Raw genomic sequence first — 21857 nt, 5'->3', positions numbered from 1 at the left:
TTATAGAAATCCGTTTTCTTGTAAAAAGCTTTCAGTCATTGAACCTACTCGTTTTGTAGGTTTAGTAATAAAGCGTTCGATATATTTACCAATCATGTCACACTCAATGTTTACGATATCTCCGGCATTTTTTTCTCCAATGACAGACTCGCTTACTGTGTGCGGGATGAGTGAAATCGTTATGGAAGATTCGTCTATATCAAATATCGTTAAACTCGTTCCATCAACAGCAATGGACCCTTTCTGCAAACAATAGTGCAGCAGTTCATCAGAAATTGCTATTTTGTAATAGACGGCATTGTAATGTTGTTTTTTATTTAAAATCGTTCCGATGCCATCAATATGTCCTGAAACGAAATGTCCACCGAATCGTCCGTTTGCAGCCATTGCTCGCTCTAAATTTACTTTAGAGTGCGGTTTAAGCATGCGAAGTGATGTCGACTGCATCGTTTCAGGCATTGCATCAACTGTAAATGAAGTAGTTGTAAAGCTTGTTACAGTTAAGCAAATACCGTTAACCGCGATACTATCACCTAAGTGAACATCTGATAAAATTTTCTTTGCATGAATCGTTAATTTCATCGCTTCTCCGCTTTGTTGCATGTTTGCTATCGTTCCTAATTCTTCTACAATTCCTGTAAACATTTCGTCACCTCGTTTCGGGCATTCGCAACGATTTTTATATCATCACCAATTTGTTTCATCTCTTGAATTTTCAAGGAAAGCGCATCTTGTAATTTTGAAAAACCATTTCCTCCAAATAAAGTAGGAGCATCTTTCCCACCAATTAATTTCGGGCTTATATAGGTTACAATTTCATTAAAATTATTTGTTTTTAAGAAACTTGCATGAATTGATTGGCCACCTTCAACGAATAGAGAAAGAATTTGTTTCTCTCCAAGAAAGGAAAGAAGGTCCTCGATTTCTATATACTTCGTTTCCATTTGGAATATAGCTATATTTTTAGATTCATAAGAAGATATCTTCGCTTTCTTTACATCCTTACCGACAATAATCCATGTCGGTGCTAAACCATCTGTTATAACATGAGAAGATGGTGGCGTTCGTAAATGGGTATCTAAAACAACGCGAATAGGATGTTTCCCACCATTTGGAATTCTTGTTGTTAAATGAGGATTATCAGCTATAACTGTATTCACTCCAACAAGAATTGCATCATGTGTATGGCGATATTGGTGAACATCAGCACGTGCTTCTTCACCTGTAATCCACTTACTTTCACCAGTTACAGTTGCTATTTTTCCATCTAAGCTCATTGCTGTTTTGATTGTTACAAAAGGGCGTTTCGTTTTCATGTAGTGAAAAAAGTAGCGATTTAATAAAAGCGCTTCTGCTTCAAGAATACCGGTAGTTACTTCAATTCTAGCTTCCTCTAATCTTCTTTTTCCGTTACCAGAAACGAGCGGATTACAATCGAGAGTAGCAATTACAACACGCTTAACTCCTTTTTCAATGAGCAATTCACAGCAAGGTGGTGTTTTTCCAAAGTGGCTACACGGTTCCAGTGTTACATAAACGGTAGCGTCTTTGGCGTTCTGACCAGCCATTTGAAGGGCATGAACTTCTGCGTGTTCTTCACCAGCTCGTAAATGAGCGCCCATACCAACGATGTTTCCATCTTTTACAACAACAGCACCAACCATAGGATTCGGACTTGTTTGTCCTGATGTCCCTTCTGCTAACTGCAGGGCAATCCTCATATATTCTTGATCTGTCATTTTCTTCACCTCTCCTAAAAAAATCAAAAAACCCCAAGGATTTAATATCCTTGGGGTTTGGGAGACGTGATTTCTAGAAATATAGTTTGAATACGAAAGCATAGGAAAGAAACCTAACGATAATTGATATTTCTGCATAAGGAAAAAACCTAGCAAAATATCGAATTTTTAAACGCTAGTTGTCTCTTTTTATTTCAGTATAAAAAATAAGTATAGAAAATTAAACATATATAAAGAATCAAAATGAATCTTTAAAAATATGCATACTGAAATAAAAGTGTATTCACTATATAAAAAACTAGAAACATATCCTTCTCCCATCCAGACTATACTGTCGGCCCTAGAGTTTCACTAGATCCACCGTTTTCGAGTTGAAAACGGGTCACGGACTTAGAAGTTTTCACTTCATCACCGCCGGTTGGGAATTTCACCCGACCCCGAAGGATGCTGTTTGCTCAAATTATAGCACAAAAAAAATAAAAGGCTAGTAAAAAATATTCGAATGTGAAGAATTGTGTGAAAATATATGCAGGCTGGAATGGAAATAAAAGTATTAGAAATGTTGTAAGGAGAAGGGATATAACGGAGTTGCTAAAAAGAAAAAACATGCACAAAAAAATGTGCATGTCACATGTAAAATTATTCTGCCTCTGGTGCTCTAACAACAGACTCGAATTTACCTTTATGCGAAGCGTCGCAATAAGGCATATTTTTTGATAAACCACAACGGCATAAAGAAAATGCCGGTTTTGCTGGGAATACATTCCCTTGTGAGTCGACTAATTCCACGTCCCCTGTAACGCGAAAAGAGCCATTATCATTTACTTTAATTTGTACTTTTGCCAACGTTATCCCTCCTTCCCAAACGCTTAATTTCATCATATAATCAAGGGAAGTGCTTGGCAATATAAAGTGAAACTTTAATTAGTGGGGAAGGCATCCCCCACTAATTATTAGTTGAACCAATCGGGCTTTTAGGGGCAGTTAATCTCCCACCTAACTTCTTTGTTTCAGCCGAATTTTGAGGTGAGAGTTTTACTGCCCGCAAATAGCGGAGAAAAAAGAGCACTTTGTTTGAGAAAGAAGAGAGTGTTATAATAGTTTTCATAACTGACTAGAGTAAGGTGACGAGAGATGGATAAACAATTACATACATTACGAAATATTGCAAATGAGCGCACGTGGGCATCATTTTTGAATGATAATCATCCATATAGTTTGTTACATTGGTCCATTGCAGGTGTAGGGCAAGAGGCAAAGGATGTTTGGTTACTTCAAGATGAAGTAACATTTCAAACGACAGAATTCCCAACGTTAGATGATGCAATGCAATGGATTTCTGAAAATATGGAACAAGTTACAGACGTTTTAGCGCAATAAAAAACAGGCTTATGCAAGCCTGTTTTTTGTTTCTTTCACATAGGTGTTTAAAAATTGATCGACGGCTGCTTCGTATTCTTCTTTATTTTCGTTATAAGAGCAAGCGTGTGCACCGTGTTCTGCAATATAAAGTTGTTTATTATTTTCTTTCGCTTCATATAACGCTTTTGTCATATCAGCTAAAATATAGTCGTCATCTTTACTATGAATAAAGAGAACGGGATTGTTAATATTTTTTATACAGTCGATTGGTGAAACTTCACGAATTGTATAACCGTCACGAACTTTCAAAAATGCGTTTGCTAAAGGTAATAAAGGCCATTTTGGTAAATGGAATTCAACCTTTAAACGGTGCTGTAATTGTCCGTGAAAATCAGAGAAAGGACAATCTGCAATATAGAAATCAGCACCATCTTCTAAAAGTCCTGCGTATTGAAGAAGTGTTGCAGCTCCCATAGATTCACCATGAATACCAAGTGTAATATTGGTGCCAAAACGGTTTTTTAGCCAGTCAACTACGGATTTTAAATCATGTTTTTCATAGTATCCATAGCTTGTTGTTTTTCCGCCAGTTTTACCATGACGACGATGATCGTAAATGAGGACGTTATATCCCCTTTTTAAGAATAAGTTTGCATATTTTACAGAGTTTATTTTATTTACAGTTACACCGTGGCAAAAAACCATAAACTTATTGGAGTGACCAGCAGGAATGTAATATCCGTGAAGGTCGTATCCGAATTGAGAAGGGATATGAATTTCTTCTTTATGAAGAGCATCAAAATCCTCTATACGAAAATGTTTTTTCGTTTCTCTTTCGAGTACTTCTTCCTCTGTTTTTTTCTTTAAGTACATCACTTTATTTGTAAAGAAAATCCCAAGGGCAGTTATTGCACCTAGTATAGTAAACAATGCTGCAAAAAAACGTTTCATACTTTACCTCATCCTCCAAATACCGTTACATGTGATACACTTATATTGTATCACAATGATATAAAAGGGGAGAAATAGGAAATGCTGCATATACAAAAAATTACGTCAGCGATGAAAGAAACAATCCGAATGTTCATGTGTGAGAACTGGAGAAGTTCATTGATGATTTCACGTGGTAAGGGACATCAGTTAGAAGAGTTGCCAGGTTTTGTTGCGCTCTTAGATGACAGAATAATCGGAATTGTAACGTATGAAGTGAGCGGAAATATGTGCGAAATTGTATCGCTGGATAGCTTTGAAGAAAGAAAAGGAATAGGGACGAAACTTGTGGATTGTGTATTACAAGTTGCAGAAGAAGAACGGTGCAGCCAGGTCTGGCTTATTACAACAAATGATAATATGAATGCGTTACGATTTTACCAAAAACGTAATTTTGTAATGACTAATTTATATGTGAATGCGGTAGAGGAGGCACGAAAAATAAAGAAAGAAATTCCACGTATTGGATATGATAATATCCCAATTTTACATGAAATTCAGTTGGAGTATCGTTTAGTGAAATGATGTAACAATTTTCAGAAATATAAGTCGTTAATCTTGACGGTGAGTGTAATTTAGGTTACCGTAAAATTGTAATCTATTACCATATTAAGGGGTGACGATGTGGCAACTATACGTGATGTTGCAAAATTGGCAGGTGTTTCAGTCGCAACCGTTTCACGAGTTATTAATGAAAAAGGATACGTTCATGAGGACACAGTAAAACAAGTAAAGGAAGCAATTGAAGAATTACGTTATAGGCCAAACAGTGCAGCGAAGCCACTATTTAAAGAGAATTCAACGATAATTGCATTACTTGTAGATAATTTAAGTAACCCATCAAACATCACTTTGCTACATTGTATTGAGGAAATAGCATATAAAGAAGGCTATCAAATCATTATTTGTAATATAGAGAATAAAGATAGATACATACATATGCTGAAGCAAAATAATATTGCAGGTGTTATTTTGACAAGAGCAGTTTTTAAAAGTATAGGAGAAATTCCATTTCCGTTTGTTGTGATTGATGAGCAACAATCACATGGAAATTATTATGAAAGTGGACAGAGAGCTGTTTCTTTATTAAAAGAGAAAGGGTGTCACTTTCTTGCATATTTCGGTGAGGGAGAAGAAAGTGAAGAAATGGAAAATCATATAGCAGGGTTTTTAGACGCTGTTTGGGATGAAGGAATCTCTTATCGAGAAGAATGTGTACAAGGGTATACAAATAAACAATTTATTACATTATTGCAAAACAATCCGTATATAGATGGAATTGTAGCCTCAAGTGATCAGATTGCTATTGAGTTAATTCGGTCAGCGAGATTTCTAAATATACATATACCAAATAAATTAAAAATTGTTGGACCGAATGGGAGCATAGAGTGTGAATGGATAGGTTCATCACTATCGACAATTGAAAGCAGTGTCAAAGATAACGGAAAAGTAGCTTTTCAACAATTAAAAGGAAAAATAAAAAAGTAAAAGGTGCGTTTTATACGCACCTTTTTATAATGTAATTGCGGCAATAAAGCCAAATATAAGTAACGGTATATTGTAATGTAGAAAAGTGGGTACACATGTATCCCATATATGATGGTGCTGACCATCAGCATTTAAACCGGATGTTGGTCCAAGGGTACTATCCGATGCTGGAGATCCTGCGTCACCTAGCGCTCCGGCTGTACCGATAATTGCAATTGTGGCCATTGGACTAAATCCAAGCTGAATGCAAAGAGGTACAAAAATGGTTGTTAAGATAGGGATGGTTGAAAAGGATGAACCGATTCCCATCGTGACGAGAAGTCCAATAACGAGCATAAGAAATGCAGCGAGTGGTTTGTTATTTCCGATTATATGTGCACTCGTTTGCACCAGAGATTCAACATGTCCTGTTTTTCGAAGAACAGCGCCGAATCCAGCGGCAGCGATCATAACAAAGCCAATAAAGGACATCATACGCATTCCGCTTGTTAATATCGCATCTGCTTCTTTAAGTGGTAGACTGCCACTAACTGATAAGACGATAATACCTGCTAAAGCACCGAAAATCATTGATTCTGTAGTTAATTGAACAGTTAATGTAGCAATGATAGATAATAACCCGAAAGTAATGCTACGTTTTGTATAGGGAACGATTTCATTTTCGGTAGTATGAATTTGTTCTGTTTCATACGTACGAGGTTTTCGGTACGTAATGAATACCGCTACACATAATCCAATAATCATACCGATTGCTGGAATAGTCATTGCTTTTGGAATAAGTGTGACATCGAATGTAAGGCCGCTTTGCGCAGCGTTGGTTTGTAATACGTCATGATAAATTTTTCCGAACCCTGCAGGGATCCACATATAAGGAGTAATCAATCCAAATGTAATAATACATGTGACAAGTCTGCGATCCACTTTCAGCTCATTTAATACTTTTAAAAGTGCTGGAATTAAGATGGGGATGAAAGCAATGTGAACAGGAATCACATTTTGTGAGAAACAAGCCATCGTTAAAATAATGAATAAAATAAGTATTTTAGAATAAATTTGTTTTTTCGTGTCTTGTTCATTGCCAATCCATTTTAATGCAGTTTGAATCATAGCATCTGGAAGTCCTGTTTTGGAAAGGGAAATAGCGAAACCACCAAGCATTGCATAACTTAAAGCGATTGGAGCACTGTTTCCAAGACCAGTTGTAAAAGTGTTAATTGTTTCTGAGATACCGAGTCCGCCGATAATTCCGCCTGTTAAAGCTCCAACAATGATGGCGACAATGACCTGGACACGTAACAAACTAAGCAATAGCATAATTGCTACTGCGACGAGTACAGCGTTCATAATAAATGTAATCTCCCTAAATTTTTATTCTGTTAAGACAAGTAAATATGAAACATTTTGCTATGTTTATACATACTTGCGACATATTATTATAAAATGTTTTCTATGAAATGTAAAAGAGCCTTTTGTTACTAATGCTGAAAAGCTAGCTCTTGTTTAATTGATTGCAAAGAATTGGCGAATAATTCTGGTTCTTCTAAATCAGGAGAATGTGCTGAATTTGGGAACCAGATCATCTTTTTTATAGGCGCTTCAATAATATCGCAATATTCCTGAACGAGTGCATAAGGAGTTTGATAATCATAGCGACCAGAACAAAAATAAACTGGAATAGATAAACTTGAGATAGAAGAAAAGAAATCGATTGTCAGCATTTCTTCCCATAAAACGCCAGATTTTAAATTTCCTGCGAGAAACTTGAACCAATCTAATAGCGTATACTCAGGAGAAAAGAAACCTTTTCGTATGAAAGAGAAGGAAGATCCGTTTTGGATTGCGCCTCCAAATGTGCCAAGCCACTTTCTTTGAATAATGAGACGTCTCGTATCTAAAAATGGTGGTTTGCCTAATTTTAAAAGGGAAGCTAATGCTTTTTTATGATCATGTTTTTTGGCAGAATGAATTAAATGTTGATATAGCAATTCCTCATTTTGTTTCATATGTACAATTTGCCCAATACCGATGTAAGCCTGGATATACTTTGGATATTGATGTGCTATGTTAAGCCCAATAATACTTCCCCAAGAATGACCAGCGAGAAATAGTTTTTGTTTGTTGAACCTTTTAAGTACATATTGAATCACTTCTTTTGCATCGGAAACGAATTGTTCGATTGTGAAATTTGCTCCGAAATCTTTCATTGAAAAGGATTTACCAGCCCCGCGCTGATCCCAATTAATAACAATAAATTGCTTCTCTAATTCTTTTTGAAAATGGCGAATAAATCCGATTTGTGCCATCCCAGGTCCGCCGTGACAGCATAATAAAATAGGCTGCTCTACGTTCTGCCCACGCATAAGGAGAGTTTGTTTTCGATTATTAATCATAACGCTTTCTATCGTAGCGATACTATTAGGAATGAGTTGTTTGTTTTCGTTATAGAACTGAGGGGTGTAGCTACGAAAAAGCATATTGAAAACCTCCTTTTGTGAAATCGTATGAATCGCACAGGCTATTCATTTTGCATATACTGTTAGAAAATCATTGTAACATACCATACTAGTGTCATTTCAACACGGGAGGAGGGAAATTGTGACGATTGGAGAAATTATAGATGGTTTAAATAGACGGGAATCCATCGCTATTATAGCAAAGCGTCTTGAAATAAGCCCGTATACATTATCGAAGAAATTAAGATTGATTGGATATGAATATGATGGAGAGCAGAAGAAACGTATTTTTGTAGGAGATGGAGAAGAACCACGTCACTTACAACTCCAAGAAGCGACCGCCCTTCAATATGAGAAAACAGATTATCAATTATTAATTTATGAGCAATTACAAAGCATTTATGAGTTATTAAGAAAAAGAGAAGAAGTAATTGCACCAATTGTGAGTAAAAGTACAGAGAAAAAGAGACGAACCTTTTCTATTAATACAGAAATATTAGCAAGATTGGACCTTATATCAGAATCGAAAGGAATTCAAAAATCTAAACTTGTAGAAGAAGCGTTGCAACAATTTTTACAGCAATATGAAGTTGACAAAGCATCACATTTTGATAACTAAAGAAAAGGATACTATGTTCATTGGAAGAACGAGTATCCTTTTTATGATGTATATTACGTATAAAATAGAGGATCAGTACAAATCCTTTATGGTGTGAAAAATGAAATTTATTATTAGAGAAACACTTAATTTACTTTTTGAATTCTTCCATCAATAACTGGCTGAATGGGTTCTTTTAATTGTTTTACGTAATCGACTAACGCTTCAAAGTCGTTTGGACCAGTTTCTGCATTTTTACCATTTTTAAATGATACAAATCCGTCACCGCCAGAAGCTAAGAAGGCATTTGCAACTACGCTATACGTTGTAGATGGAGATAATTCTTCTCCGTTTGTTAAACGTATATTTGTAACTTTTTCACCGTTTGGTTTATTTGCATCCCACGTATATTGAATACCTGAAATTTGAAGCATTCTTGTTGTTCCTTTTTGCCATTGCTGATTTAAAATATCGCCAATGTCTTGACCTGTTAAATCTACTTTAATCAATTGATTTCCAAAAGGTTGAATGCCGTATAACTCACCCCACGTAATATCACCAGCATCTAAGTCATTACGAATGCCACCAGGATTCATGAGGGCGATTTGGGTTTGCATCGTTTGACGCTGAGCATCGGCAACTAAATTTCCAAGAGTGGATTCACCAGCATCATTTTGTTTACGGTCGATAGGTGCTGTAGATTTTCCGACTACTTCATTTACAAGTGGTGCGATTTTTTCTTTATATTGATCTAGTTTTTTCTTTACTTGTTTATCAGGTTCTACACCTTCATGATACGTTGTAACAACTTCAGCTTTTTTCTTTACAATATCCTTTGTTTTACGATCAATTGTTACATCCACGTCTGAGAAAGCCGTTCCGTATGAATTTGCTTGGACAATTAGTTTATTATTTACTGTACCATTTACATACGTATGACTATGTCCACCGAAAATAACATCAACTTCTGAGTCTGTTTCATTTGCAATTCGAGTAAGATCGCCATTTGTTATCCCAGACTCATCGGTTGTTCCACCGACATGAGCAAGAACGACGATAGATTTAACGCCGAGGCGTTTTAATTGTTGTGTTGATTTATTAATTGCTTCTACTTCATCAGTAATTTGTACATTTTTAAGCATCGTAGGCATAACGACATTTGGTGTATCAGTTGTAACAACCCCAATGAATCCTACAGGAACACCATCTACCATTTTTATAGTAAATGGTGGTAAAAATAAGCGGCCAGTTGATTTGTTATAGAAGTTAGCAGCTACATAGGGGAAGTTAGCACCTTTGAAATTCCCTGTTTTTTCATGATATCCACCGTAAATGAGGCGTTTCATTTCATCAATGCCTTCATCAAATTCATGGTTCCCGATTGTACCGACATCAAATTTTAAGTCATTTAAAAATTCAATCGTCGGTTCATCTTGTAATAATGCTGAAACTGGTGGACTAGCTCCGACGATATCACCAGCATGTACGAGAAGTGTATTAGGGTTTTGTTTTTTATGTTCTTTTAAATAAGTAGCTAAGTAATCAGCGCCACCAGCTTCTTTATTATTGATTTTTTTAACAGTATCTAGTTGTCCATGGAGATCATTAATACCAAGCATTTGTACGTCTATGTAGCGGTTTTGTTCAGCTGGATTCTGAGATGGGGGAGCGGCGAATACGGTTGAAAAAGTAATGGTGCTTAAAACGGCAACAGCAGGAATGATTTTTTTCCACATAATATAATTCTCCTTTTTTTATAATCTGACATCATACGACATAATTTTAATAGATTCATAGGATTATATCTATATAAAAATTTAGTTTTTTTCGAAAAATTAACATATTTACAAAAAGTGAATAATAGAGTAACGTCCCTTTTTTGTTGTCGATTTCATGGTGTATCTACTATAATGGAGAAAAAAGTAAAAGGTGAGCAGCATGAAGAAAAAGAAACAAAGACAAATGCAAAGACAATCGCAAGTGAATCAACCAAAGAAAGAATCTCTTACATTAGGTGATCAATTAAACGATTCACTTATGCAGCAATTAAAGAGTAAGAAGAAAGAATTGCAAGTGAGAGAAGAGAAAAAAGAGGCAGCAGAACTGGAAAGAAAGCGTCAAGAACAAAAAGAACGTGAAAAGAATAAATCATTTGAAGAACTGTTAAGTGAAAGTAACCTTACTTGGAAAGACTTTAAATAATAACGAAAATGATCAGTGAAATAACGCTGATCATTTTTTTGACGAGCTTGTAAGAAAAGGGGAGTTAGAATGAGAAAAATTGTAGTTGTTCCGCATGAAAATCATTGGGGTGAAAAGTTTCAAATAGAGGCTGAAAGATTAAAATCTGCGATGCCAGAAACAGTGAAAATTCATCATATTGGAAGTACGTCAGTGCCAGGACTGGCAGCTAAACCAATTATAGATATGATTATGGAAGTAGAGAGTATCGATAGAGTAGATAGGTGGAATGAACGATTTATAGAGCTTGGTTACATCGTAAAAGGGGAAAATGGTATTCCAAGACGCCGGTATTTTATTCATGGAACTGAAGAAAAACGCTCGTATCATTTACACGTGTTTGAAAAAGGAAATCCAGAGATAGTAAGGCATTTAGCATTTCGTGATTATATGATGGCTCATTGTGAAGAAGCTGAGGCATATGCAACTTTAAAGAAAGAATTAGCTGAAAAGTATACATATGATGGTGCGTTATATTCAGAAGGGAAAACTGAGTTTGTACGTAATGTTGATGAAAAAGCGAAGAAATGGATAGAAAATAACGTGAATGAATGAGTTCGCATTATTTTTGAATATGTATAAATTTATTATGTAAACTGTACATATGTTTTGACTTTTTGGTTGAATCTTGTTCAAATAAAGTGGTGGCTTATAAAAAATGTAATAATGAAAGGGAGACGACTGTGCACATTCCAACAACTACACTTCATAATGGCGTAAAAATGCCGATGATTGGTTTAGGCGTTTATAAAGCGAAAGAAGGCGACGAAGTAAAACAAGCAGTAAAAACAGCGTTAGAAGTTGGATACCGTTCGATTGATACAGCAACTGTATATGAAAATGAAAGCGGTGTCGGAGAAGCGGTTCGTGAATCAGGAATTCCGAGAGAAGACATCTTTATTACAACAAAAGTTTGGAACGACGATCAAGGATACGAGGAAACACTTGAGGCGTTTGAAAAGAGTTTGAAAAAATTACAAATGGACTATGTAGATTTATATTTAATACATTGGCCGGTAAGAGGGAAGTATGTTGATACGTACCGAGCTTTGGAGAAATTGTATGAAGAAGGTAAAGTGCGCGCGATTGGTGTTTCGAATTTCCATAAACAACATTTAGAACTGCTATTACCTAATTGCAAAATAAAGCCGATGGTAAACCAAGTGGAACTTCATCCGATGTTGACGCAATTTGAGTTGCGTAATTTCTGTCAAGGTGAGCAAATTCAAATGGAAGCATGGAGTCCATTAATGAGAGGCGGAGAAGTATTTCAGCACCCGATTATTCAGGCCATTGCTACTAAATATGAAAAAACACCTGCGCAAGTTATATTAAGGTGGGATATTCAAAGCGGGATTGTGACCATTCCTAAATCTGTTACACCATCTCGCATTCAGGAGAATTTTTCTATCTTTGACTTTTCACTAACGGAAGAAGAGATGACTCAAATTAATACGTTAAATCGTAATTTACATGTAGGAACGAATCCTGATAAATATGATACGTTATAAAAAGACGCTACCATACTGGTAGCGTCTTTTTAACGATGTAAAGCGTAGGTATCACATTTAGCGATTTGCTGAAGCTGTATATATTCTTCTGTTGTTAACTGTGTTTGTTTACTAGCCTGTACATTTTCTTGTAATTGTTGAATAGAGCTTGCACCAGGTATAACAGCTGCAACAGTCTTATTATGTAAGCAATATTGAATAGCTGTTCCTGTTAAAGAGCGCTCTCCAATCGTTTCTTTTACACTCGCTAGAGTTGTATGTAATTCATCGTAAGAATAAGAGAGATAATCCTTTTCCTTTACTCTTTCTATTTTTCTTGCATTGTTGTCAGTTAAAATTCCTTTTGCAAGTGGCCCGCGGGCAATGACGCTAATTTGGTGTTCATTCAGAAGGGGGAACCATTCTTCTGGACGACGATTTAAAAGGCTATATTCCATTAGTACACTAACGATATTTGAACGTTGTGCATATTCACGGATGACATTTGGACGTATAGAAGAAATACCGTAATGGCGAACGATACCTTCTTTTTTTAATTCTTCAAAGGCTTCAATTGTTTCATCTATAGGATCTTCAATCGTTCCGCCGTGAAGTTGATAAAGATCAATATAATCAGTTTGAAGTCTACGTAAACTTTCTTTCACTTCAGCCTTTATGTAATTCTTAGAAGGATCCCAGGACCAGCCGTTTTTTTCTTCTGTCCATCGATTTCCAACCTTTGTTGTAAGAACAATTTGGTTTCGTTTTCCTTTTAATGCTTTTCCAACAAATTCTTCGTTTAATCCGTAATCATATAAATCTGCTGTATCAAAAAAATTGATTCCTAAATCGATTGCTCCATCGATAATACGCAGGGCTTCTGTTTCAGATGTACCGAGAGACATACAGCCAAGTCCCATTTCTGTCACAAATAAATCTGAGTTTCCTAATTGACGTTTTTTCATAGGTCAACCTCCTTACCTTTATTGTACGAAAGGGAAAAGAGGTTGACAAACGTTTACTTTTTATTTGCTGTAATCCACTCTTGTACAGTTGTATACTCTTTGCCATATTGTTTTAGCTTATGGCGAATTTGCCATGCTTTTCCGACTAAAGTGACGCGATTTGGTAAAATATAAACTTTCATTTCTATCACGCTCCTTTCAATGTGGTAAAATGTATGAGGAAAGAATAGGAAATAGAACAGGGAGATGAAGTAGTATGAGTAATCTTGCAGAGAGAACAGTAAAAACTGAGCCAATTTTTGATGGTAGAGTTATAAAAGTTCGTGTTGATGATGTAGTATTACCAAATGGAGCAATGAGTAAACGTGAAATTGTAAATCACCCTGGTGCAGTTGCTATTATTGCTATTACTGATGAGGGGAAAATGGTACTTGTTGAGCAGTATCGTAAAGCGCTTGAAAAGGCGATTATAGAAATTCCAGCCGGCAAGTTAGAACCCGGTGAAAAACCTGAGGTGACAGCAGTTCGTGAATTAGAAGAGGAAACAGGATATGTATGTGAAAATATGGAGCTCATTACTTCTTTCTATACATCTCCAGGATTCGCAGATGAAATTTTATATGTATATAAAGCGACAGGTTTGACAAAAAAAGAAAATAAAGCTGAGTTAGATGAAGATGAGTTTGTGGAATTAATGGAAGTATCGTTAGAAGAAGCGATTACTCTTATGAAAGATCTTCGTATTCATGATGCGAAGACGATGTTTGCAGTACAATATTTACAACTACAAAGATAAACACTCGCCAAAGGCGAGTGTTTTTTAATTGATTTTTGCATATACACGTGCATCACGTAAGCTACCATCTGGTGCTAGGAAATCATTTTCCATTGTACCTTCTAGAATGAATTCTAGACGTTCTGCTAAGCTACATGCATTTATATTTGTTGCATCAGTACGAATTTCAATTCTTCTAGCGCCTAGTTTATCAAAGGCGAACTGAATCGCACCTTTAACAGCTTCGGTCATATAGCCTTGTTTTGTATAGGCACTATGTAGCCAGAAGTGAAGTGAAAACTTTGGAATATCCCAGTTTTCAGGCTTTAGTGTAATTGCTCCGATGAATGTACCAGATACTTTATCATATAAGTGAAAATCAAGTGTTTCACGAAGTAAAAACTGTCCGTGAGCTTCGCGAACAATTTCTTCAGCACTCTCTTCTGTTTCAGCGTTAATTGGTATCCACGGTACTAAGTCTTCTAGAGAAGCTTGGATTGCTTCATATACTTCGGCACCATCACCTGGAAATGGTTTACGAACTTGCAAGCGTTCAGTTTGAAATAATGTTGGAAAATCTAATAATAATGGTTTCAAGAGAAATCCCTCCTATTCTCTACTTTTTAGTTTAGCAAAGTAGAGCGGAATTTCAATGCTAATTCGTCATACTTTTTTCTTTCTTTCATACATTTTTAATAAGAGCGTGAACGGAGGGAAGAAAAATGTGGCGAAAAAATTGGCAAGACCGTGTAATGTCTCACATACAGGAAAACTCTTCATTATATATATTTAACGCTGTTTTATTATTGATGGGAGTAATATTCGGAGCCATTCTTGTGAATAGTTTACAAATCAATCAAAAACAAGATTTATCATTTTATTTACAACGTTTTTTTGGACAAGTCTCTAAAGGAGAATTTGCCATTGCGGGCGAAATGTTTCGAGAAAGTTACTTTTCGCAATTAAAATACATCGGATTTATTTGGATTTTAGGAATTTCAATTATTGGATTACCACTTATTTTTATTTTATTATTTGTAAAAGGAGTTGTCGTCGGATTTACAGTTGGTTTTTTAGTAAGTCAGCATGGATGGAATGGACTATTATTAGCATTTGTATCTGTTTTGCCACAAAATTTAATTATCATTCCAGTCTTTCTCGTTATGACAACCATTGCTGCAAGTTTTTCTTTACGGATGATTAGGCATCAATTTATTAGAAAAATAACCGAACCACTATTACCATTATTAATCCGTTATACATGCTTCTTTCTCGTAATTGGAGTGGTGTTAGCACTTGCTTCTAGTGTGGAGGCTTACGCATCACCAGTTTTAATGAAAGAAGTCGTTGAGGCTATTAATAAAAAATAAATACTTTTTGAGAATAATTATCAATTTGTTTTTATTGTTTTTTCTTTTGACAGAAGCCCTTCTTCTGATATAATGGTGTAAGAGTGGCGAGGAGGGAGTAGTACCGAATGGAAGAAAGAATTGAACGAATTAAGAAGCAATTACATGCAGCGAGCTACAAATTAACACCGCAACGTGAAGCAACAGTTCGTGTGCTGCTAGAAAATGAAGAAGATCATTTAAGCGCAGAAGATGTTTACCTCCTTGTAAAAGAAAAGTCGCCAGAGATCGGATTAGCAACCGTCTATCGAACTTTAGAACTATTATCTGAGTTAAAAGTTGTCGATAAGATTAACTTCGGAGACGGTGTTTCACGCTATGACTTACGCCAAGAAGGTGCGCAGCGTTTCCACCATCATTTGATTTGTACACAATGTGGTGCTGTACAAGAAATACAAGAAGATTTACTTGGTGAAGTGGAAAGGAAAGTAGAACGAGACTGGAGCTTTAAGGTGAAAGATCATCGTTTAACATTCCATGGGATTTGTAAAAATTGTCAAGAAAATGAAACGGATGAAAAATAACCTTTTCCTATTTATCTAGGAAGAGGTTTTTTATTTGAATAAGGTATAAATAGGTGAAAGCTTGGCATATGTTGTAATAACTTATATTTTGGAGGAATTTACAATGCGCCGAGCTTTAAAATTAACTTTTGATGGAATAAAAGTATTTTTATTATTTACAAGTTGTACGATTTTGTTTTATTTCGCTATACTATGGATAAATGAAGAATATGAAAGCTATCATCGTTATGAAAAACCTAAAGAAGAGACTGTAGAAAAAGTATCAGGGAATGAAGAACCGGCAAAGGATGCTTTCGTAAATAGAATGATGTTTTTCTATGAAAATGGGGAGTAGTGTAGAGTGGAAGATCAATTAAAAGATTTTATTCATTATATGGTTGTCGAAAAAGGATTAGCAAAGAATACAGTAGTATCTTATGAACGGGATTTAAAAAGCTACGTAAAGTATTTGCAAAATGTGGAACAGACGAAAACTTTTCATGAAGTGACCCGTTTACACATTGTTAACTTTTTGCAGTATTTAAAAGAGAACGGAAAATCTTCGAAAACATTGGCGCGTCATATCGCATCAATTCGTTCGTTCCACCAATTTTTACTGCGTGAACGAGCGGTAGAACACGACCCATCCGTACATATTGAAACGCCACAAGGGGAACGGAAATTACCAAAAGTATTATCAGTTGATGAAGTAGAGGCGTTACTTCAAACACCAAAAATGACAAGTGCTTTTGGGATTCGTGATAAGGCGATGCTAGAGTTACTGTATGCGACAGGACTTCGTGTTTCAGAATTGATTGCACTCAATTTAGAAGATGTACATTTAACGATGGGATTTGTTCGTTGCATAGGGAAAGGGAATAAAGAAAGAATTATTCCACTAGGAAGTTTAGCAACGGAAGCGATTCAAAAGTATATTGAAAAAGGAAGAAGAGAATTAATGGGGAAAAAAGTAGTAGATGCACTCTTTTTAAACCATCATGGTAATCGATTATCAAGACAAGGATTTTGGAAAATATTAAAACGATTAGCGAAAGAAGCAAATATTGAAAAAGAGCTTACACCTCATACGTTGCGTCACTCGTTTGCTACGCACTTATTAGAAAATGGAGCAGATTTACGTGCTGTACAAGAAATGCTTGGACATGCAGATATTTCAACGACTCAAATCTATACGCACGTTTCAAAAACTAGATTAAAAGATGTATATAAACAGTTTCATCCGAGAGCATAGTTACTATGCTCTTTTTTTATAGATTAAGAGGGGAAGACTGTTTCACAGAAACTTCACAAACATTTCGTATATTGTTTTCAGCAGAAGACTGGAATATTACAATGTATTTCCTCTATACTAAATAAAGTATAAAGGAGGAAATGATGATGAAAAAACTGATTATGACTTTATTTATCGCGATGCTAGCATTGGCTGGCTGTAATACAAACAAAGAAGAGCCGAAAAAAGAACAGAAACTTGAAGCTGTAAAAGTAGCAGTCCAAACAAATCCGAAAGAAATTAAACCAGGTGAAAAAACAGAAGTACAAGCACTTGTTACACAAGGAAAAGAAAAAGTAACGGATGCTGATGATGTAAAGTTTGAAATTTGGAAAGATGGCGACGAAAAACACGAGATGTTAGATGGTAAGCATAAAGGGAAAGGTGTTTATGCAGTCGAGAAAACATTCGAAACGGATGGAGTATACCATATTATCGCTCACACAAATGCACGTGAAATGCACGTTATGCCAGAAGTAAAAGTTGCTGTAGGAAATGCGAAAGTAGAAGATGCGAAAAAAGAAAATAGTGATCACAGTGCAGGACATGGAGATCATAAAAGTGACACAATGATCCATCTTATGGCTGGAGACATAAAGGCAAATGCTGAATCTACAATGAAAGTTCATTTAAAGCAAAAAGAAGAAGCATTAACTGGTGCTGAAGTACAACTAGAGATTTGGAAAGATGGTGTTGAAAAACACGAATTTATTCCAGCGAAAGAAGGGAATAAAGGAGAGTATGAAACGAAACATACTTTCAAAGAGAACGGTGCTTACAAAGTGAAAGTACATGTAAGAAAAGGCGAATTGCATGAACATAAAGAAGAAACGGTAGAAGTAAAATAAAAAGTAGCTCTTTAGAGCTACTTTTTATTTTTAATATGAAGAAATAAATCATAAAAAAATTAGCACTTCGTTGCAGAATGGATTACAATAGAAGTGTGAAGAAAATGAGAAATTCTACGAAAATGTATTAAAAAGAAAGCGTAAACATGTTATGATATCAGTATCAGATGTCTGACATCTGACTTAGAAAAAACTAGAAATGTTTTTGAATCGTTTCAAGTAAACGAAATAGGTTAGAAAATGATTTAAAGAAGTACTGTTTGACAATGAGAATTCTTTTGGATAACAGTTTCACTTTATAGCGTTTTGAACATACTACAAGAAGTAGAACTGAACTTATAGGAGGTCGCAGTTATGAATAAATATAAACGTATATTCCTAGTCGTAATGGACTCTGTGGGAATCGGTGAAGCACCAGATGCTGAGCAATTTGGTGATCTAGGATCTGACACAATTGGTCACATTGCTGAACATATGAATGGGTTACAAATGCCTAACATGGTGAAATTAGGTCTTGGTAACATTCGAGAAATGAAAGGTATCTCTAAAGTAGAGAAACCACTTGGATATTACACAAAAATGCAAGAGAAATCTACTGGTAAAGATACAATGACAGGTCACTGGGAAATCATGGGCCTTTACATTGATACACCATTCCAAGTGTTCCCGGAAGGATTCCCGAAAGAATTACTTGATGAATTAGAAGAAAAAACAGGCCGTAAAATTATCGGTAATAAGCCAGCTTCTGGAACTGAGATTCTTGATGAACTTGGTCAAGAGCAAATGGAAACAGGCTCTTTAATCGTTTATACTTCTGCTGATAGCGTATTGCAAATTGCAGCACACGAAGAAGTAGTGCCACTTGATGAGTTATATAAAATCTGTAAAATTGCACGTGAATTAACATTAGATGAGAAATACATGGTAGGTCGTGTTATTGCTCGTCCATTCGTTGGTGAACCTGGAAACTTTACACGTACACCAAACCGTCATGACTATGCATTAAAACCATTCGGCCGTACAGTAATGAATGAATTAAAAGATAGTGACTACGATGTAATTGCTATCGGTAAAATCTCTGATATCTATGATGGTGAAGGGGTAACTGAATCACTTCGTACGAAGTCTAACATGGATGGAATGGATAAGCTTGTAGATACATTAAATATGGACTTTACAGGTCTTAGCTTCTTAAACTTAGTTGACTTTGATGCATTATTCGGCCACCGCCGTGATCCACAAGGATACGGAGAAGCTCTGCAAGAATATGATGCACGTCTTCCAGAAGTATTCGCAAAACTAAAAGAAGATGATCTATTATTAATTACAGCAGACCACGGTAATGATCCAATTCACCCTGGTACTGACCATACACGTGAATATGTACCATTATTAGCATATAGCCCAAGCATGAAAGAAGGCGGACAAGAGTTACCACTTCGTCAAACATTTGCTGATATTGGTGCAACAGTAGCAGAAAACTTCGGTGTGAAAATGCCAGAATACGGAACAAGCTTCTTAAACGAGCTAAAGAAATAGGGGGATAAACAAATGAATCGTGAACTTATTACAAAATCAGCTTCATACTTAAAAGAGAAATTTCAAGAGACACCACAAGTAGGACTAATCCTTGGGTCAGGACTAGGTGTATTAGCAGACGAAATTGAGAACGCAGTAACAGTACCTTACAGTGAAATCCCTGAATTCCCAGTATCAACTGTAGAAGGCCATGCAGGTCAACTAGTATTTGGTACACTTCAAGGTGTAACAGTAGTAGCAATGCAAGGACGTTTCCACTTCTATGAAGGATACGACATGCAAAAAGTAACATTCCCAGTTCGTGTTATGAAAGAACTAGGTGTAGAAACAGTAGTTGTAACAAACGCAGCTGGTGGTGTAAATACATCATTTGAGCCAGGCGATCTTATGTTAATTTCAGATCACATTAACTTCATGGGTACGAATCCATTAATCGGACCAAATGATTCTGAAATGGGCGTACGTTTCCCTGATATGTCTACATCATATACAGTAGAACTTCGCGAAATGGCGAAACAAGTTGCAGCAGACTTAAATATTAAAGTACAAGAAGGTGTATACGTAGGAATGACAGGTCCTGTATATGAAACACCTGCTGAAATTCGTATGCTTCGTACACTTGGCGGAGATGCAGTTGGTATGTCAACAGTACCTGAAGTAATTGTAGCGCGTCATGCTGGTATGAAAGTATTAGGTATTTCTTGTATTTCAAATATGGCAGCTGGTATTTTAGATCAACCACTTCACCACGATGAAGTAATTGAAACGACAGAACGTGTTAAAGCTAACTTCTTAGCATTAGTAAAAGCAATCGTAAAACAAATGAAGGGGTGACTTCACAATGAGAATGGTGGACCTAATTGCAAAAAAACGTGACGGACATGCATTAACGACAGAAGAAATTAACTTTATTGTTGAAGGATATACGAATGGTAATATTCCTGATTATCAAGTAAGTTCACTTGCAATGGCAATTTTCTTCCAAGATATGAACGATCAAGAGCGTGCGGATTTAACGATGGCAATGGTAAATAGCGGTGATACAATCGACTTATCAGCTATTGAAGGTGTAAAAGTAGATAAGCATTCAACAGGTGGTGTTGGTGATACAACGACACTTGTATTAGGTCCATTAGTAGCTGCTTTAGATGTACCAGTAGCGAAAATGTCTGGACGCGGCTTAGGACATACTGGTGGTACAATTGATAAATTAGAAGCAGTTCCAGGATTCCATGTGGAAATTGAAAACGATGAATTCATGCGTCTTGTAAATGAAAATAAAATCGCAGTTATCGGCCAAAGTGGTAACTTAACACCTGCTGATAAAAAGCTATATGCACTTCGTGATGTAACAGCAACAGTAAACTCAATTCCGCTTATTGCAAGTTCGATTATGAGTAAAAAAATTGCTGCTGGTGCAGATGCAATTGTTCTTGATGTAAAAACTGGGGCAGGTGCATTTATGAAAACGGATGAAGATGCAAAACGTTTAGCAGAAGCAATGGTACGCATCGGTAATAACGTTGGTCGTAATACGATGGCAGTTATTTCTGATATGAGTCAACCACTCGGTGAAGCTATCGGTAACGCATTAGAAGTTCAAGAAGCAATTGATACATTACAAGGTAAAGGGCCGAAAGATTTAGAAGAGCTATGTTTAACACTTGGAAGTCAAATGGTGTACCTTGCTGGACAAGCTTCATCTTTAGAAGATGCACGTGAAAAGCTAATTGAAGTAATGAACAACGGAAAAGCGCTAGAATCATTTAAAACGTTCTTATCAGCGCAAGGCGGCGACGCATCTGTTGTTGATGACCCTTCTAAATTGCCACAAGCACAATTTAAAATTGAAGTGGAAGCGAAAGAAGACGGATATGTATCAGAAATCGTTGCAGACGAAATCGGAACAGCAGCAATGCTTTTAGGAGCAGGACGTGCAACGAAAGAGTCTGAAATTGATTTAGCAGTTGGTCTAATGCTGCGCAAAAAAGTAGGCGATAGCGTGAAGCAAGGTGAATCTCTTGTTACAATTTACGCAAACCGCGAAAATGTTGAAGATGTAAAAGCGAAAATTTATGAGAACATGAAGATCTCTAAAGAACACGTAGATGCACCAACTTTAGTACACGGTATCGTAACGAAGTAATAAAAAAAGCTGAGGAGATT

Annotated in this window: 26 protein-coding genes and 1 riboswitch; of the genes, 16 read left to right on the top strand and 10 right to left on the bottom strand. The window is 36.1% G+C overall.

What is annotated here, in order from left to right; translation table 11 throughout:
- The 3 genes from ribE to BAQ53_RS19355 form a co-directional block, all read right to left on the bottom strand.
- Positions 1–645 (bottom strand): riboflavin synthase subunit alpha, encoded by a 645-nt coding sequence (gene ribE, locus BAQ53_RS19365; protein ID WP_000493906.1) that lies wholly within the window; start codon positions 643–645, stop codon positions 1–3.
- Positions 627–1739: a bifunctional diaminohydroxyphosphoribosylaminopyrimidine deaminase/5-amino-6-(5-phosphoribosylamino)uracil reductase RibD gene (ribD, locus tag BAQ53_RS19360; RefSeq protein WP_000131982.1), complete on the bottom strand. Its 1113-nt coding sequence runs from the start codon at positions 1737–1739 to the stop codon at positions 627–629. The genes ribE and ribD overlap by 19 nt, the downstream gene beginning before the upstream one ends.
- A gap of 305 nt (positions 1740–2044) precedes the next feature.
- Positions 2045–2188, bottom strand: a riboswitch (FMN riboswitch).
- A gap of 190 nt (positions 2189–2378) precedes the next feature.
- A complete protein-coding gene (locus BAQ53_RS19355; protein WP_001151582.1) occupies positions 2379–2585 on the bottom strand; it encodes a CDGSH iron-sulfur domain-containing protein in 207 nt (68 codons plus the stop codon).
- Positions 2586–2873: 288 nt separating this feature from the next.
- On the opposite strand from BAQ53_RS19355, the gene BAQ53_RS19350 reads away from it, so the two are divergent.
- A complete protein-coding gene (locus BAQ53_RS19350) occupies positions 2874–3119 on the top strand; it encodes a DUF2552 family protein (protein ID WP_000360793.1) in 246 nt (81 codons plus the stop codon).
- A 9-nt stretch (positions 3120–3128) separates the two neighbouring features.
- Here BAQ53_RS19350 and BAQ53_RS19345 read toward each other — a convergent pair whose 3' ends face one another.
- Positions 3129–4052, bottom strand: a complete 924-nt coding sequence (locus tag BAQ53_RS19345) for an alpha/beta hydrolase (protein ID WP_000819229.1) — start codon at positions 4050–4052, stop codon at positions 3129–3131.
- An 81-nt stretch (positions 4053–4133) separates the two neighbouring features.
- Between BAQ53_RS19345 and BAQ53_RS19340 the strand changes: the two genes are divergently transcribed.
- Positions 4134–4616 (top strand): GNAT family N-acetyltransferase, encoded by a 483-nt coding sequence (locus BAQ53_RS19340; protein ID WP_208906175.1) that lies wholly within the window; start codon positions 4134–4136, stop codon positions 4614–4616.
- A 99-nt stretch (positions 4617–4715) separates the two neighbouring features.
- Positions 4716–5579, top strand: coding sequence for a LacI family DNA-binding transcriptional regulator (locus BAQ53_RS19335; RefSeq protein WP_000201352.1), 864 nt, complete (start codon positions 4716–4718; stop codon positions 5577–5579).
- Positions 5580–5603: 24 nt separating this feature from the next.
- On the opposite strand, the gene BAQ53_RS19330 is transcribed toward BAQ53_RS19335, so the two are convergent.
- Together BAQ53_RS19330 and BAQ53_RS19325 are read right to left on the bottom strand one after the other, a co-directional pair.
- On the bottom strand, positions 5604–6923 hold the full coding sequence (locus BAQ53_RS19330) for a Na+/H+ antiporter family protein (RefSeq protein ID WP_074593470.1): 1320 nt from the start codon (positions 6921–6923) through the stop codon (positions 5604–5606).
- Positions 6924–7054: 131 nt separating this feature from the next.
- Positions 7055–8053 carry an alpha/beta fold hydrolase gene (locus BAQ53_RS19325; RefSeq protein ID WP_000898976.1) on the bottom strand — a complete coding sequence of 333 codons (999 nt, stop codon included), beginning with the start codon at positions 8051–8053 and terminating at the stop codon, positions 7055–7057.
- Between the two features lie 121 nt (positions 8054–8174).
- Here BAQ53_RS19325 and BAQ53_RS19320 point away from each other — a divergent pair, with 121 nt between their 5' ends.
- Entirely contained in the window at positions 8175–8651 is a 477-nt protein-coding gene (locus BAQ53_RS19320; protein WP_000151930.1) for a ribbon-helix-helix domain-containing protein, read from the top strand.
- Positions 8652–8776: 125 nt separating this feature from the next.
- On the opposite strand, the gene BAQ53_RS19315 is transcribed toward BAQ53_RS19320, so the two are convergent.
- On the bottom strand, positions 8777–10366 hold the full coding sequence (locus BAQ53_RS19315; RefSeq protein ID WP_074593471.1) for a bifunctional metallophosphatase/5'-nucleotidase: 1590 nt from the start codon (positions 10364–10366) through the stop codon (positions 8777–8779).
- Positions 10367–10568: 202 nt separating this feature from the next.
- Here BAQ53_RS19315 and BAQ53_RS19310 point away from each other — a divergent pair, with 202 nt between their 5' ends.
- From BAQ53_RS19310 to BAQ53_RS19300, 3 genes are all read left to right on the top strand, one after another.
- Complete coding sequence (locus BAQ53_RS19310; protein ID WP_000727559.1) at positions 10569–10832, top strand: YqkE family protein; 264 nt, start codon at positions 10569–10571, stop codon at positions 10830–10832.
- A gap of 69 nt (positions 10833–10901) precedes the next feature.
- On the top strand, positions 10902–11426 hold the full coding sequence (locus BAQ53_RS19305; RefSeq protein WP_001227167.1) for a GrpB family protein: 525 nt from the start codon (positions 10902–10904) through the stop codon (positions 11424–11426).
- A gap of 128 nt (positions 11427–11554) precedes the next feature.
- Entirely contained in the window at positions 11555–12382 is an 828-nt protein-coding gene (locus BAQ53_RS19300; RefSeq protein WP_000548006.1) for an aldo/keto reductase, read from the top strand.
- Positions 12383–12411: 29 nt separating this feature from the next.
- Here the strand turns inward: BAQ53_RS19300 and lolS are convergent, their stop codons facing one another.
- Entirely contained in the window at positions 12412–13326 is a 915-nt protein-coding gene (gene lolS, locus BAQ53_RS19295; protein WP_000747201.1) for an aldo/keto reductase, read from the bottom strand.
- Positions 13327–13379: 53 nt separating this feature from the next.
- Positions 13380–13508, bottom strand: a complete 129-nt coding sequence (mciZ, locus tag BAQ53_RS19290) for a Z-ring formation inhibitor MciZ (RefSeq protein ID WP_000870295.1) — start codon at positions 13506–13508, stop codon at positions 13380–13382.
- Positions 13509–13582: 74 nt separating this feature from the next.
- Here mciZ and BAQ53_RS19285 point away from each other — a divergent pair, with 74 nt between their 5' ends.
- Positions 13583–14122 (top strand): NUDIX hydrolase, encoded by a 540-nt coding sequence (locus BAQ53_RS19285; RefSeq protein ID WP_000067044.1) that lies wholly within the window; start codon positions 13583–13585, stop codon positions 14120–14122.
- 24 nt (positions 14123–14146) lie between these two features.
- On the opposite strand, the gene BAQ53_RS19280 is transcribed toward BAQ53_RS19285, so the two are convergent.
- Entirely contained in the window at positions 14147–14698 is a 552-nt protein-coding gene (locus BAQ53_RS19280; protein WP_000803479.1) for a GNAT family N-acetyltransferase, read from the bottom strand.
- 155 nt (positions 14699–14853) lie between these two features.
- Here BAQ53_RS19280 and spoIIM point away from each other — a divergent pair, with 155 nt between their 5' ends.
- From spoIIM to BAQ53_RS19240, 8 genes are all read left to right on the top strand, one after another.
- Positions 14854–15471: a stage II sporulation protein M gene (gene spoIIM, locus BAQ53_RS19275; protein ID WP_013142149.1), complete on the top strand. Its 618-nt coding sequence runs from the start codon at positions 14854–14856 to the stop codon at positions 15469–15471.
- 107 nt (positions 15472–15578) lie between these two features.
- Positions 15579–16034, top strand: a complete 456-nt coding sequence (fur, locus tag BAQ53_RS19270) for a ferric iron uptake transcriptional regulator (protein WP_000392657.1) — start codon at positions 15579–15581, stop codon at positions 16032–16034.
- A 103-nt stretch (positions 16035–16137) separates the two neighbouring features.
- Complete coding sequence (locus BAQ53_RS19265) at positions 16138–16368, top strand: YqzK family protein (RefSeq protein ID WP_001250432.1); 231 nt, start codon at positions 16138–16140, stop codon at positions 16366–16368.
- Between the two features lie 6 nt (positions 16369–16374).
- Positions 16375–17265, top strand: a complete 891-nt coding sequence (gene xerD, locus BAQ53_RS19260) for a site-specific tyrosine recombinase XerD (protein WP_000390088.1) — start codon at positions 16375–16377, stop codon at positions 17263–17265.
- A gap of 146 nt (positions 17266–17411) precedes the next feature.
- Complete coding sequence (locus BAQ53_RS19255) at positions 17412–18152, top strand: FixH family protein (RefSeq protein ID WP_000733670.1); 741 nt, start codon at positions 17412–17414, stop codon at positions 18150–18152.
- A gap of 354 nt (positions 18153–18506) precedes the next feature.
- Positions 18507–19691 (top strand): phosphopentomutase, encoded by a 1185-nt coding sequence (gene deoB / locus BAQ53_RS19250; protein ID WP_001046079.1) that lies wholly within the window; start codon positions 18507–18509, stop codon positions 19689–19691.
- 12 nt (positions 19692–19703) lie between these two features.
- A complete protein-coding gene (locus BAQ53_RS19245; RefSeq protein WP_001078446.1) occupies positions 19704–20525 on the top strand; it encodes a purine-nucleoside phosphorylase in 822 nt (273 codons plus the stop codon).
- Between the two features lie 7 nt (positions 20526–20532).
- Positions 20533–21837 carry a pyrimidine-nucleoside phosphorylase gene (locus BAQ53_RS19240; protein ID WP_001243086.1) on the top strand — a complete coding sequence of 435 codons (1305 nt, stop codon included), beginning with the start codon at positions 20533–20535 and terminating at the stop codon, positions 21835–21837.
- Positions 21838–21857: the final 20 nt, after the last annotated feature.

This window comes from Bacillus sp. B25(2016b) (assembly GCF_001679765.1).
GTDB classification, from domain to species: domain Bacteria; phylum Bacillota; class Bacilli; order Bacillales; family Bacillaceae_G; genus Bacillus_A; species Bacillus_A thuringiensis_K.
The sequence above is the reverse complement of the archived record's forward strand: the minus strand, read 5'-3'. Positions and strand labels throughout refer to the sequence as shown.

Coding starts and splice junctions, on each gene's coding strand:
- BAQ53_RS19330 (WP_074593470.1), bottom strand. CDS start 6,923: ATGAACGCTGTACTCGTCGCAGTAGCAATTATGCTATTGCTTAGTTTG.
- BAQ53_RS19255 (WP_000733670.1), top strand. CDS start 17,412: ATGAAAAAACTGATTATGACTTTATTTATCGCGATGCTAGCATTGGCT.
- BAQ53_RS19345 (WP_000819229.1), bottom strand. CDS start 4,052: ATGAAACGTTTTTTTGCAGCATTGTTTACTATACTAGGTGCAATAACT.
- BAQ53_RS19350 (WP_000360793.1), top strand. CDS start 2,874: ATGGATAAACAATTACATACATTACGAAATATTGCAAATGAGCGCACG.
- BAQ53_RS19325 (WP_000898976.1), bottom strand. CDS start 8,053: ATGCTTTTTCGTAGCTACACCCCTCAGTTCTATAACGAAAACAAACAA.
- BAQ53_RS19240 (WP_001243086.1), top strand. CDS start 20,533: ATGAGAATGGTGGACCTAATTGCAAAAAAACGTGACGGACATGCATTA.
- BAQ53_RS19285 (WP_000067044.1), top strand. CDS start 13,583: ATGAGTAATCTTGCAGAGAGAACAGTAAAAACTGAGCCAATTTTTGAT.
- spoIIM (WP_013142149.1), top strand. CDS start 14,854: ATGTCTCACATACAGGAAAACTCTTCATTATATATATTTAACGCTGTT.
- BAQ53_RS19305 (WP_001227167.1), top strand. CDS start 10,902: ATGAGAAAAATTGTAGTTGTTCCGCATGAAAATCATTGGGGTGAAAAG.
- BAQ53_RS19315 (WP_074593471.1), bottom strand. CDS start 10,366: ATGTGGAAAAAAATCATTCCTGCTGTTGCCGTTTTAAGCACCATTACT.
- BAQ53_RS19265 (WP_001250432.1), top strand. CDS start 16,138: ATGCGCCGAGCTTTAAAATTAACTTTTGATGGAATAAAAGTATTTTTA.
- deoB (WP_001046079.1), top strand. CDS start 18,507: ATGAATAAATATAAACGTATATTCCTAGTCGTAATGGACTCTGTGGGA.
- ribD (WP_000131982.1), bottom strand. CDS start 1,739: ATGACAGATCAAGAATATATGAGGATTGCCCTGCAGTTAGCAGAAGGG.
- BAQ53_RS19340 (WP_208906175.1), top strand. CDS start 4,134: ATGCTGCATATACAAAAAATTACGTCAGCGATGAAAGAAACAATCCGA.
- lolS (WP_000747201.1), bottom strand. CDS start 13,326: ATGAAAAAACGTCAATTAGGAAACTCAGATTTATTTGTGACAGAAATG.
- BAQ53_RS19245 (WP_001078446.1), top strand. CDS start 19,704: ATGAATCGTGAACTTATTACAAAATCAGCTTCATACTTAAAAGAGAAA.
- BAQ53_RS19310 (WP_000727559.1), top strand. CDS start 10,569: ATGAAGAAAAAGAAACAAAGACAAATGCAAAGACAATCGCAAGTGAAT.
- ribE (WP_000493906.1), bottom strand. CDS start 645: ATGTTTACAGGAATTGTAGAAGAATTAGGAACGATAGCAAACATGCAA.
- fur (WP_000392657.1), top strand. CDS start 15,579: ATGGAAGAAAGAATTGAACGAATTAAGAAGCAATTACATGCAGCGAGC.
- mciZ (WP_000870295.1), bottom strand. CDS start 13,508: ATGAAAGTTTATATTTTACCAAATCGCGTCACTTTAGTCGGAAAAGCA.